At 36.7% G+C, this 13,185-nt stretch carries 11 protein-coding genes; 7 read left to right on the top strand and 4 right to left on the bottom strand.

The window, feature by feature from the left end; genetic code table 11:
- Nucleotides 1–20 precede the first annotated feature (20 nt).
- Nucleotides 21–1,778 carry a B12-binding domain-containing radical SAM protein gene (locus ACAN53_RS08620; protein ID WP_379969015.1) on the bottom strand — a complete coding sequence of 586 codons (1,758 nt, stop codon included), beginning with the start codon at nt 1,776–1,778 and terminating at the stop codon, nt 21–23.
- Nucleotides 1,779–2,147: 369 nt separating this feature from the next.
- Here ACAN53_RS08620 and ACAN53_RS08615 point away from each other — a divergent pair, with 369 nt between their 5' ends.
- Nucleotides 2,148–2,777, top strand: a complete 630-nt coding sequence (locus ACAN53_RS08615) for a class II aldolase/adducin family protein (protein WP_379969013.1) — start codon at nt 2,148–2,150, stop codon at nt 2,775–2,777.
- Between the two features lie 153 nt (nt 2,778–2,930).
- On the opposite strand, the gene ACAN53_RS08610 is transcribed toward ACAN53_RS08615, so the two are convergent.
- On the bottom strand, nt 2,931–3,677 hold the full coding sequence (locus ACAN53_RS08610) for a divergent polysaccharide deacetylase family protein (RefSeq protein ID WP_379969011.1): 747 nt from the start codon (nt 3,675–3,677) through the stop codon (nt 2,931–2,933).
- 288 nt (nt 3,678–3,965) lie between these two features.
- Between ACAN53_RS08610 and ACAN53_RS08605 the strand changes: the two genes are divergently transcribed.
- On the top strand, nt 3,966–4,247 hold the full coding sequence (locus ACAN53_RS08605) for a Spo0E family sporulation regulatory protein-aspartic acid phosphatase (protein ID WP_379969009.1): 282 nt from the start codon (nt 3,966–3,968) through the stop codon (nt 4,245–4,247).
- A gap of 72 nt (nt 4,248–4,319) precedes the next feature.
- On the opposite strand, the gene ACAN53_RS08600 is transcribed toward ACAN53_RS08605, so the two are convergent.
- Entirely contained in the window at nt 4,320–5,819 is a 1,500-nt protein-coding gene (locus ACAN53_RS08600) for an ATP-binding protein (RefSeq protein ID WP_379969007.1), read from the bottom strand.
- Between the two features lie 194 nt (nt 5,820–6,013).
- Here ACAN53_RS08600 and ACAN53_RS08595 point away from each other — a divergent pair, with 194 nt between their 5' ends.
- The 4 genes from ACAN53_RS08595 to ACAN53_RS08580 all read left to right on the top strand — a co-directional run bounded on the left by ACAN53_RS08595 (nt 6,014) and on the right by ACAN53_RS08580 (nt 9,726).
- Entirely contained in the window at nt 6,014–6,484 is a 471-nt protein-coding gene (locus tag ACAN53_RS08595) for a MarR family winged helix-turn-helix transcriptional regulator (protein ID WP_379969005.1), read from the top strand.
- Nucleotides 6,481–7,188: a pirin family protein gene (locus ACAN53_RS08590; RefSeq protein WP_379969003.1), complete on the top strand. Its 708-nt coding sequence runs from the start codon at nt 6,481–6,483 to the stop codon at nt 7,186–7,188. Before ACAN53_RS08595 ends, ACAN53_RS08590 begins: the two co-directional genes overlap by 4 nt.
- Nucleotides 7,189–7,351: 163 nt before the next feature.
- On the top strand, nt 7,352–9,046 hold the full coding sequence (locus tag ACAN53_RS08585; protein WP_379969001.1) for a M3 family oligoendopeptidase: 1,695 nt from the start codon (nt 7,352–7,354) through the stop codon (nt 9,044–9,046).
- A gap of 167 nt (nt 9,047–9,213) precedes the next feature.
- A complete protein-coding gene (locus ACAN53_RS08580; protein ID WP_379968999.1) occupies nt 9,214–9,726 on the top strand; it encodes a DinB family protein in 513 nt (170 codons plus the stop codon).
- A gap of 75 nt (nt 9,727–9,801) precedes the next feature.
- Here the strand turns inward: ACAN53_RS08580 and ACAN53_RS08575 are convergent, their stop codons facing one another.
- Nucleotides 9,802–12,867, bottom strand: coding sequence for an efflux RND transporter permease subunit (locus tag ACAN53_RS08575; protein ID WP_379968997.1), 3,066 nt, complete (start codon nt 12,865–12,867; stop codon nt 9,802–9,804).
- A gap of 187 nt (nt 12,868–13,054) precedes the next feature.
- Here ACAN53_RS08575 and ACAN53_RS08570 point away from each other — a divergent pair, with 187 nt between their 5' ends.
- Nucleotides 13,055–13,183, top strand: coding sequence for a DUF6254 family protein (locus ACAN53_RS08570; protein ID WP_379968995.1), 129 nt, complete (start codon nt 13,055–13,057; stop codon nt 13,181–13,183).
- The last annotated feature ends 2 nt before the right edge of the window (nt 13,184–13,185 follow it).

Raw genomic sequence — 13,185 nt, 5'->3', positions numbered from 1 at the left:
TAGTATGCCTCTTTTTGCTATCAAATAATCAAATCGTGCTTCATACTGTATATCTCGCATTGTAAAGTTTTTGGATTGTAATACGCGAGAATGATGGAAGGTTCTGACACAATCGTTCCCGTTTGCAAAAATGTTAGATAATCAAAGGAGATAAATTCCAGTACAGTATGTTTATATAAGTCTTTTTCAGACAAGTCAATAGATGCAAAGTCCTCTCCCAATAGATGGGGCTGCGCTGCAATCTCCTCGTATAGAACAGCTAGTTGTTCCTTACTAACACGTTCTTCCCACCACGGCTTCCGAGGTTTATATTTGTGACTTCGCAAGTAGTCGATCTTCATGAATCCCTTTACAGTTGATAATTGTGTAACTTGTTTCATCTCTAAAAAGTCATAGAGCCGTGTAAATAAATCTTCGAGCTGATGACCGATACGAGACCATCCTCTTTCATCCCAGTAACTACCGAATTCTTGAAAAAAGTCAAAAGGAGATGAGAAAACAGCTGAGACAACATATTCAATCGTATTGTTCATTCGATGATCATTCCAATATTTTTCAAGCACATCTTCGACTTGTTTAATTCGAATAATATCTTCAAAAGGAAGAACGTTATTGCCTAGAATTTCGTAGGGTGCTTGTTCCATATAAATATAATCATGATCGCTTGCACGTAGGCGAAGGCCGGTACCACGGAGCATCTTTAAAAAGCCAAGTTGTAGTTCTTCTGGTCGCATGGAAAACACATCATTGAATGTTTTTCTGAAAGATGTGTAATCTTCTTCTGGTAAACCTGCGATTAAATCGAGATGCTGGTCAATTTTTTTGCCTTCTTTGACCATCATTACTGTGCGGGTAAGCTTTTCAAAATTTTGACGCCGTTTTACTAGCTCATTCGTCTGATCATTTGTGGATTGAACTCCTATTTCAAAGCGGAATAAACCAGGCGGAGCTTCTTTATTTAAAAATTCAATGACTTCAGGACGCATAATATCAGCGGTTATTTCAAATTGAAAAACAGTACCTGGCTTGTGTTCATCAATAAGAAATTGAAACATTTCCATCGCATAGCTACGACTAATGTTAAAGGTACGGTCTACGAATTTTACGACACGTGCCCCATTTTGCATTAGGTACCGAATATCGTCTTTAATACGCTCACGATCAAAATAGCGGACACCTACTTCAATAGAAGACAAACAAAATTGACAGTTAAAGGGGCATCCACGGCTTGTTTCGATGTAGGTAATTCGTTTTCCTAGGTGGGGAAGATCTTCCTTAAAGCGGTATGGTGATGGCAATTCACTAAGATTCAGCTTTTGAAGTTGCGGTTTATAAATGAAAGTATCTCCGTTCTGTAGGAAAGCAATGCCGTCAAGTTGTTCATATTTTTGGTTGCCTTCAATCTCAAATAGAAGTGATTTAACGCTTGCTTCACCTTCACCGACAATAATAAAATCAATTTCAGGTACGCGTTGCAGCCATTCTTTTACATCGTATGATACTTCTGGACCACCGACGAATAAAATAAGCTTCGGATTAATCTTCTTTAGCATTTTTATGACAGTAATCGTTTCTTCAATATTCCATATATAGCAGCTGAATCCGATTACATCGGGTTTACGACGAAACAAATCCGTGACAATGTTCATGGATGGGTCTTTGATCGTATATTCTGCAAGCTCAATCGTGTATTCGGGAGCCGCATACGCTTTTATGTAACGAATGGCTAGATTTGTATGGATATATTTTGCATTTAATGTGCTAATTACAACATTCATGGTTATCTACCCTCAATTTCAAGTTTGATCATGATTCTTTAATAGTATAGGCAAACAATATCAAAAAGAGCAAGTATCTTATATAAATGTGTCGTATCTTCCTAGTATTTTGTGAAATAAAGAAACAGATACAGGAAAAAATTAATCCAATAATCTTATAATAATCAGACTTTAAATTGCGTAATATTTCCAGTAAAATAAGAGATAATTACAGTGGAATTTTGTGTAATTGAGAATGAAAACGATTGACAAAGAGGTTCTTACATGTGATAATTCAATTAAATTTTGAGAATAATCAAAAAATTTAAAAGAAAACTTGTTTTATATAGATAAGATAGAGGTTAGTGAAAAAATACGGAGGTGAACAGGATGCTATTTTTTTTACGAAAATGGCAGGAATTACGTGATGTGAAGGTCGAGTTAGCGCTGCGTGATTGGTTTTATGGGACGAAAATTAGTTTGTCGATGAAAGCCTCAGAGGACCCACTTACGTTTTTTATCAATGCAGAGGGAAAAGATAAGGGGCTGTTTGCAGAGGATGATTTTTTTATTGTAAATGCTGCTTGTGAACCCGTTTTTGAATTAGAAGGCAAGCCTGCAACGGAAGCTTCATTGCATTCTCTTATATATCAAAAAACTGTAGCAGGATGTATTTTGCAAGTGCAAACAGTAGATTGTCATCTTGTTTCTGAAATTTATGGGGAACAGAAAGAAGTGACCTTTGATCCAAAGAATGTTGTCCGTGTGTTTGCAAAGGATGGGATAGAAAGCATTAAAATCCCGATTGTTGAGACGAAGCAAGAATTCGAAACAATGCTTGCAGAGGATGCGACACTATTCTCAGGACGAAGAGGTGCGTTACTTATTGAAGAATATGGTCTAATTGTATGGGCTGGCACTCCTGAAGAGACGAGAAGATGGCTAGAGGGAATTGAATATTTAATGAATTATCATGTCAAGCTACTTATGATAAAAGGAGCACGGAGCTCGGTTATTTAAAGGTATGAAACACTCTGTAGATGAGTGTTTTATAAAATCAATAAAATGTAAGCGCTTAACAAATGAGGTGATACCTAACTTTGAGATATCCACGCGCAGGGTATAGATTTATCCATACGCGCGTGGGAGTCCCATACCAGTCTAAATTCGTAATCACTTCTGTGCCTTTACGAGATTTGAGGCAAACACAAAGGTAGCATCTTGCTTTGCCTCTATTACAGTTGTTCGAATAATACGAGATGTAATCTCCCCAGGAGGACCAACGTGACCAATTGCTACCGTAGTAGGTGCTGTTTTCACTCGTTTTAAAAGAAGGGAAGCTTGCTTTGCTATATGAGAATTTGTGTATTGATCGTCAAAGAACAAATTGTTTTCAATAACCGGAACGCCTAATTCTTCGGCGAGTGGACGTACTTTACTGTTTGGATTTGTTTTGCTATCTAAGTAAAACAAACCGTGTGTTTTACAAACAGCTAACACAATTCGCATGACTCTTTCATCTGCTGTAGCCTTTGATCCCATATGATTATTCATTCCAATGGCATGGGGAACATCAGCAATTGCCATTTCTACTCGTTTTTTAATTTCTTCATCGCTTAAATCGGTTGTAATGGCGTTAGGACCGAGCCAACTTTTTTTACCGCGAATAGGTTCCATTGGAAGATGAACAAGCACCTCATAACCTTTCTTGTGGGCCAACTCGGCATCCTGCTTTGTCGAAGGTAAAAAAGGCATCACTGCTATTGTTAGTGGAATAGGGAGAGATAGCATTTCTTCGGTACCCTTCATATTATTTCCAAAATCATCAATGACAATGGCAATCTTTCGTTCCTCCTCTGCATATACAGCTGTTGGAAGAATGAATAGTAAGCAAAGCAAAAAGCATACATTTTTTTTCATCGTAATAATCCCCTCTTCATTTAAATTCATAGTTAGTCTTTGCAAGAATGGTATTTGTAAACCAAGAATTATGTCGAAGAATAAGGTATTACGTCATAGTACATAGGATATAAAAAAAGTTGCATAAAAATCATGTCTATTTTTGCGATTGTATTTACAAAGTTAGAATAATTTGTAATAATCTTCAGAGTGGGGTAAAATAATTGTTAATTATAGGAATTTCAGTCTAGAATAACTAGTAATTTAAAAATGATACGTATAGATTGCTTATTTATGAGGGGGATACTCATGTTTATGGCAAGAAAAAAGAATGTGATGGACAAGCTCTTACTTGAAATTAAGGTGAAACAAAGGGAAATGATAGAAATCGGATTACGAACAGGTTTTAACAGTCCTGAAACTCTTACAGTGAGTCAAGAACTGGATGTATACATTGTTAAGTATCAACGACTCAAGGCACAAGAAAAAGAACATTTATTTACGAAGATACGTAAGTATGTAAGCGGTAGTGATAAGAATATATTGTACAAATCAACTTTACAATTAGTTTTTATAAGCTTATTAAGATAATCTTTCTTCTGCTAACATTTTGACCTTGTTCGTGCAATTGTACACAAAGAATAATAGCATCCTGTCTGGGTGCTATTTTTTTATAAGGAAAGAGTTTAGTGGAAAGGATAACTCGACGGTTGTTCCAACACCATCCTTGCTTGTGATATGAATATTTCCTCCGTGTAAATCAATGATTCGTTTACATATGACGAGGCCCAGACCAGTGCCATTTTCCTTACTTGTGAAAAATGGATCAAATATGCGTTCCTGAACATGAATAGGTATTCCAACGCCGTTATCAATGATGAGGACCTTTGCCTGTTCCTTTTCCATTCCAACTTCTAAACGAATCTGCCCACCCGGATCCATCGCTTCAATGGCATTCTTTGAAAGATTAAATAACACTTGCTTAATATGGTCATTTGAACAAAGAATAGGGATGTATTTCTGCTCCATAATGCAAAGAAATGTCACACCTTTTTGGTTTGCTTCTGCCTCCATAATAGGTGTGACATCCATAATAATGTCTCGTAAATCGTAGACACTTTGAACAATTGCCGTTGGCTTTCCTAGTATGAGAAATTCGCTTACAATTTGATTAATGCGTTGTATTTCTTTTTGAATAACTGAAAAATAAAGACGATCTTCGTCATCCCTATGCTTTTCACTTAAAAGAGTTACGAGTCCTTTAATCCCCGTTAGTGGATTTCGAATTTCATGAGCGGTACTTGCAGCTAATGTGCCAATCAGGTTTATTTTTTGTTGCTCGTTTTCTCGCATACTGTCTTTAGCCTGTTTTCGTAACATCCAATATTTAGTGAGTATAAAAACACCATTTGATAGAAACAGTGTAAGAAGAAAGGGAAGGAGCATTTTGTTGTATACAGATTGCTGATTCACTGATAATGGATAAACTGAAATTTCCCATGGTGTTCGTGCAATTGGAAGTACAACCCTATTATTTTGATTGCTTAATTCACCATTTTGTAATATTACAGATCCATCCTTGTCCAATAACAGATAAGGATTGGGGGTTGTTAATCCTTTTAGTAACTGAGTAGCATAATCTAAACGAAGACTTGCCATAACTAGACCTGATATATGATTGGAGGATGTGAAAACCGGTGTAACGATTACGCTTACTCTTTGTCCTAACACTCGTCCAATGAGAGCAGACGATATTGTTGTTTTCTTTGATTTAAGTACTTCTTGTATGTATGGGCGATCAGATAAATCTATTGAATGATCCAATGAATTGGAACCAAATAAAATATGTCCAGTTGAATCTGAATAATAAAGCCCGGAAAATCTAGGATCTTGTTCGTGCATATGTTTTAAAATTTGTTCAATTTCGTTAGTATTTGAATCAGCTGCCTTTACGACTAGTGCCAATGTTTCAATGGTTGTTAGTGAGTCTCCCACAAAACGGTCTAGACTATCTCGGTATAAATCAGCAACGATTCCTGCTCGCTGTATACTTTGTTTTTGTAACGTATTATTATAATAAATATACGAAGCGATACTTAAAACAGTTGTGGGGAGGATAACTAGCAAGCCGTATATAAGAATCGTTTTAGCAAAAGCTTTCACAAAGATGACTCCTTTTATGATTGTAATACTTACATTATATAGAACAATACGGAAAAAATATAATGCTTTGTATGTTAGTTGTACTAAAGGAGTAAAATTGTATTGTTGACGTATATTTTAATACATGATATCTTTAATTTAAGATATTTAAAATAAAAATATATAGCAAATAAATTTTTAAAGGATGTTTGAAGATGAGTAAAGATCCGCAAAGAGTAGCGATTGATACGTCGTTAAAGATTTTTATTGCATTATCTCGTGTTCATCACAGGTTAATGGATATATCGAATCGGTCTGCCCAGTCCTATGGCTTAAATCCTACTGAATTTGCAGTGTTAGAGATTTTATATCATAAAGGTACTCTAGCATTGCAGCAAATTGGAGATAAAATCCTGATTACAAGTGGGAGCATTACGTATGTGGTTGATAAATTAGAAAAAAAGAAGCTCGTTAAGCGAAATCCTTGTAAGGAGGATCGCCGCGTCATTTATGCAGAGCTTACTGATGCGGGAAAACAGCTAATGGATGATATCTTTCCAAGTCATGAATTGTTGTTACATGAGTCACTTACGATGTTAAACAGCGAAGAGAAAGATCAATTGTTAACACTATTAAAAAAAGTCGGTAAGCACCAAGCTATTGAAAGAGAGGATGAATCATTATGATACAAGTATTTCCAGCAGAATCCCGTTACTCTGCAGAACACGGATGGTTACACAGTAAATTTAGTTTTTCCTTTGCAGAATATTTTGATCCGAATAATTTACAATTTGGTCCGATGAGAGTGTTAAACGATGACCGTGTTGCTGCGCATCGTGGATTTGGTACACATCCCCATAAGGAAATGGAAATCGTATCAATTGTACTTGAAGGATATTTAAAGCATGAAGATAGTTATGGGCATGGCGCTACTACGACATTTGGAGAAATTCAGCGTATGTCAGCGGGAACAGGGATTTTCCATTCGGAAATCAATCCTGCTGATGAGGAAGTAAACTTTCTTCAAATGTGGTTTTTGCCTAAGGAACTTGGCACAAAACCTTCTTATGAGAAGAGTTCTTTTACGATTGAAAAAATGAAGAATGCGTTATTACCAGTAGTCTCCTATCACGCAGATAAGCTAGAAGAGGCAGCTTTCATTAATCAAGATTTAACTATCTATTTAAGTGATTTAGAACCTAATCAAAGTATCTCATTTTCCCAAAAGAATGATCGGAAAACATTTGTTTTCGTCATTGAAGGAAAAGTAAAAGTCGGGGATGAATGGTTAATGAAACGAGATTCTGCTCGAATTGAAAATGAAGAAGAACTTGTCTTTATTACTGAAGGGAAATCCCGTTTTATGGTAATTGATCTCCCGAACAAATGAAATTACGAATAATCAAAAAGATGGCTGGTGTAGTAGTATACATTAGCTGTCTTTTTTTAGTATAAAAAGGGAAATTAAATCTCAAATGGAATATAATCTATTTATATCGTCGTTCTGGTACAAATTTTTGTATCGAAACGCGAAAAAAAATTGAGGTGAGAGTATGAGTTTTGAGCAATATGAATACATACGACCAAATATGAATGATATTTCAACGGAAGTGGAAAAAGCCATTGGGCAGTTTACGAGTGCTATATCTGCAATAGAGCAGGAAGATGCGATGAAGCGGGTTAATGCAATTCGCAATGAATATGATACGATGGCGAATCTGTGCTACATTCGTCATACGATAAATACGAATGACGAGTTTTATAAAAATGAACAGGACTTTTTTGATGAAACGTCACCGATTGTGAAGGGGCATGTGAGTAAGTATTATGCAGCTTTACTATCTTCTTCGTTTCGAGGGGATCTTGAGAATAAATATGGTAAACAGCTATTTTCATTAGCGGAGTGCGAGCTCAAAACGTATTCTGATGATATAGTAGAGGACTTACAGCTTGAAAATAAACTTTCTTCAGAATATACAAAGTTGATGTCTTCTGCCAAAATTCCATTTGAAGGGGAAGAACGAAATTTATCGCAGCTTTCCCCATTTATGCAGCAGCCAAATCGTGAATTGCGTAGAAAAGCAAGTGAAGCGTACTATGGCTTCTTAGCTGATCATGAGAGTGAATTGGATCATATTTACGACGAACTCGTTACCGTTCGAACGAATATTGCTAAAAAACTAGGGTTTTCTAATTTCGTTGAGCTTGGTTATGCGAGAATGTACCGGACGGATTATAATGCAGAAATGGTAGCGGCATACCGTAAGCAAGTATTGGACTATATTGTTCCGCTTGCGACAAAGCTTCGTAGCCGTCAGCAGGTGCGCATCGGTGTTGATAATCTAAAGTATTATGATGAAGGATTTGAATTTAAGTCTGGAAATCCCATGCCAAAGGGTGATTCCCAGTGGATTTTGGAACAAGGAAAAGAGATGTATCGTCAGCTTTCAAAGGAAACAGATACGTTTTTCTCTTTCATGACGGATAATCATTTGCTGGATCTTGTAGCGAAGAAGGGAAAAGCAGGCGGAGGATACTGTACATTTATTGAAAATTATAAAGCACCGTTTATTTTTTCTAATTTTAATGGTACGTCAGGTGATATTGATGTGCTTACGCATGAAGCAGGACACGCATTCCAAGTTTATGAAAGCCGTAATGTTCCGATACCTGAATATACATGGCCAACCTATGAAGCATGTGAAATTCATTCAATGAGTATGGAATTCTTTACATGGCCTTGGATGCAACTATTTTTCAAGGAAGATACAGAAAAATATTATTTTTCTCATTTGAGCTCTGCACTTCTATTTTTACCATACGGTGTGAGCGTTGATGAATTCCAACATTTTGTCTATGAGCATCCAGAGGCAACTCCTGCACAGCGTAAGCAGGCATGGAGAGAAATTGAAAAGAAATATTTGCCGCACCGAGACTACGAGGATAATGAATTTTTAGAAAAGGGTGGGTATTGGCAACGTCAAGGGCATATTTACAACTCACCGTTCTATTATATTGATTATACACTTGCACAAGTTTGTGCCTTCCAGTTCTGGAAACGTTCGCGTGAAGAACGAGAAGCGGCTTGGAATGATTATGTTACACTTTGCCGTCTTGGAGGTAGTCAATCGTTTTTACATCTTGTAGAAGCAGCTCATTTACAATCGCCTTTTGCAGATGGTTGTGTAGAATCCATTATTGGTGATATTCAAGCTTATCTGGATTCCGTTGACGACACAAAAATGTAAAAAATAGAAATGGTTGTTACGATTTTAAATGCTTTTTCGTGAGATAATGAAGGGGAAGGAAAGAGGTTTCCCTTTCTATAGTTACTAGGCAAGGGTGTTTCTTTCTTAAGAAAGAAACACCCTTTTTGCCATTTACTATGGGTGAGACAAAGGAGTGGGATTCTATCATGAAAACGGAGAGCTTATCATCTATTTTACATGAGTTGAAGGAAACCCGAGCCGCTGTGTTACATGAAATTAAAAAGCTTCCGGATACTCAGCTTAATGCAAAACCAAAGAGAGAATCGTGGAGTATAATTCAAATGTTGCATCACCTTCATTTAGTGGAACAATCTGTTACGTCTAATATTACTTATGCTCTTCGAACTTGTAAAAAGTGCGATGTACCCCGTAAGATGTTACCGGTTACGCTTGATCATGTAAATATGCCGGAACAGTTGACACCAACGGAAACTATTATGAAACGAAATGAAATCGAAGAGCTTCTTCATGCTTCTCGAACTAGTTTATTGGAGTGTTTACAAGGGGTTGATGATGAACGTGAGCTGTGGACGAAGGCTACCCAGCATCCTATGTTAGGAGAACTTGGATTAGGTCAATGGCTACAGTTCTATGAACGATATGAAAGACATTATTTGTATGAAATTAAAGAGGCGAAACGATCGTTGCAGCATAGCTAGATGAATATTGGTTAGGATGAAAAAAGAAGGCCCAGATTAGATTATACTAAACTGGAACTTCTTTTTTATTTCACTTCATTTACTCGTTTGTTTCCGTTCTTTTTTCGCTTCTCTGCGGAAGAATAGCTCATACATAATTGGTACGATAATGAGCGTTAATAAGGTAGAAGAAGTTAAGCCGCCGATTACTGTAATTGCTAAGCCTTTTGAAATAAGCGTTCCTGAAGAAGAAGTTAGTGCTAATGGAATCAAAGCTGTTATTGTTGCGAAAGCTGTCATTAGGATTGGGCGTAATCTAGTTTTTCCAGCTTCAATTAAGGAATCACGAATCGTCATTCCTTTTAAATTATGGTTTTGACCAATACGATCAACTAAAACAATTGCATTTGTTGTAACAATACCAATGAGCATTAAGAATCCAATCATTACGCTAACCGATAAAGGTTCTTTGGCTAAAAATAGGAATACGAATGCACCAATTGGAACGAATATTAAGGAAGAAAGGATTATAAATGGAATACGTGCTTTTCCAAATGTGATTAGCATGGTTAAGTACACAAGACCAATTGCTACAAGCATAGCAAGTAAGAGATCTTGGAATGTTTTTACCGTATCATCACTTCCGCCACCAGCAGTCAGAGAAACATCTTTTGGAAGCGTGAGGTCTGTTTTAACGCCGCTCACTACAGTTTGTGTCACTTTTTGTGTATTGTTTCCTTTTACTTGTGCAGATACACGTGCATACACTTTACCATCTAGTTTTTGAATGGACGTAAAGGTGTCTGCATCTTTCACATCTGCAACATCGCTTAGTGATATAGGCCCGCGCTGACTAAATAAAGTGATTTTCTCTAAATCTTCACGAGATGTAAGAGATTTATCATACGATAGTTGTACGGATTGGTCCTTGTTGTCCAGTTTTAGTGTACCAACGCTAACAGGAGTTGTTTGATCAGAAATAGTGCCGAGAATTTGGAATCCAGATAAACCATATTCGCTTGCTTTATCCGATTTAATTTGGATTAAATATTGTTTTTGTTTTTCTGAGAAATTGTTTGTAACGTATTTTAAATTATCATTTTTCTTCAAATAATCTTCGACTTTCGTTGCAGCCTCTTGCAACGAATCTAAGTTATTTGAATACAAATCAATGTCGACATTATTGTTAGATGGCGGACCGCCACTAGATAGCTCTTGTACGCCGAGTTTTGTACCTTTTGCATCTTCATCGGCGAGCGTTTGCATATCTTTTTCAAGCTTTGGAATGAAAGATTGAACATCTGTTACGTCCTTCAAGTTAATGAAGTAGTTGGCTTGATTTTCACGTTTTAGGCCCGTACTAAAGTTACGTCCACCAACACTAGTTGTTACTTCTTTAATTTCACTCTTTTCTGCAAACATTTTTTCCATTTTTAAGGAAATATCGTTTGTCTTAGAAACGGATGTTGAGGCAGGAAGTTCAATAGATGCTACTAGTGTCTTTTGCTGTTCGTTCGGGATAAAAGTAAAACCTAGTCCTGAAACGAGTGTAAAGGAACCAATTAGTAAAACAAAAGAAGAAATGAGGATGATCGCCTTATGGTTTAAAGACCAAGAGATGGCCCGAGCATAGGCACGTTGCAGTGTATTTTCTTTTTCTTCTTTCGGCGCTTGTTTAAAGGCAAAGCGAGCTAGTATTGGCACCACTGTGATGGCAACTAAAAGTGATGCTAGTAAAGAAAATACTACGGTTAAAGCAAATGGTAGGAAGAATTCCCCTGTAATGCCACCGACAAATCCAAGTGGTAGGAATACGACTACCGTTGTAATGGTGGAGGCTGTAATGGCTTTTAAGATTTCTTTGGTCGAGCTTTCTACCAGTTCGTTAGACATGCCGTCCTTCGATTTTCGTACGCGGCGGAAGATATTCTCGATTACAACGATACTGTCATCCACAACACGACCGACAGCAACTGCCATACCACCAAGCGTCATAATGTTAAGTGAAATATTAAGTCTGCTTAGGAAGATGCTTGCAAACAACAGTGAAAGTGGAATCGAGATTATAGCAATAATGGTCGCTCGAATATTGCGTAAAAATAAAAGTACAGCGATTGAAGCAAATAATGCGCCAAGTAATCCTTCTTTTACAAGAGATTCAACGGATTGCTTAATGCCGCTAGCTGAGTCATATCCAATATTGTAGTTGATTTTGTCGTCATATTTCTTTAATGTACTCATTACTTTATCTGCCACTTCAACAGTATTGGCATCTTGTTTTTTCGTAATGGCCATTGAAATGGAATCTTTTTGATTGTAGCGTGTTTTTTCAGCTTGATCTGTTATGGCTTCAATTTTGGCAACATCTTTCAATAAAATTGGAGCTGCTACAGGAGTTGGAGTACCCCCTGTCGTTTTTGTACCTAAAAAACCAACTGTTAGTTGCAATTCCTCTAATTTTTTCACTTGATCTACTTTTTCATCGACACGTACGGGTACTTGTAGATCAGAAGTGTTAACCCGCCCGGCAGGAAAGGATAAGTATTTTGCATTAATTTGATCCTTTATGCTACTAAGGGTTAAGCCATATTGTGTAGCCTTTTCTTTATCTACAGTAATTTGCACAAGACTTTCTTTCGTTCCGCCGATCGTTACACTGTTTATACCAGGGATTTTGTTTAATTCCGGGATGATTTCATCCTTTAATAAAGTTTGAACATCCGCATGGTCTTTCCCGAAAATGGAGATGTTGTAAATTGGAAATGTTCCAAAAGAAAAACGATTTACTTTGGTTTGAGCAGTATCAGGAAGTTTGGCATCCTTGATTAGTGTGTTAATCTGCTGCTCAACTTTAGTCATGTCAGTGTTAAATGGAAATTCGAGATTCACAATTCCCATCGTTTCAAAAGAAGAGCTACTTACTTTTTTAATTCCCTCAATTCCTTTGAATTTTTCCTCGAGTTTCGTTGTTACCTGTTCATTTACATCTGCTGGGGATGCACCAGGATATACTACTTCAACAGAGAGTTGCGGGAATTCAACATTTGGAAGAAGATCTACCTTTAGACTGCTAAAAGAATATAAGCCACCTACAATGAGAAGAAACGAGATGATGAAAACAGCCACCGCATTCTTTAAGCTAAACCTTGTTAGAAAGTTCATAGTGTCAGTCCTTTCTGCTTTAATATTCTTACATAAGCATTATTCTAGATGATAGTTATGAAAAATGCACATGATATGTATTAGTTTTTTATAAGTTTTGTATATGCTTTCTAATCCATTTGTAAAGAATATATTTTTCAGAATGTGCCATTCTAATGTAGAAACGATTTACAAGGAGATGATAGGCATGGCTGATCAAAAGCGAGAGGCACAGCGACAATGGAAATCACGGAAAGAAAATCAACAACCACATGGAAAAGTGAAATCATTTGCAGAACTTACAGATAACGAAAAATCGAATGAAAGAAAGCAGTAATA

It is taken from the genome of Ectobacillus soli (assembly GCF_042610425.1).
GTDB lineage: Bacteria > Bacillota > Bacilli > Bacillales > Bacillaceae_G > Ectobacillus.
The sequence above is the reverse complement of the archived record's forward strand: the minus strand, read 5'-3'. Positions and strand labels throughout refer to the sequence as shown.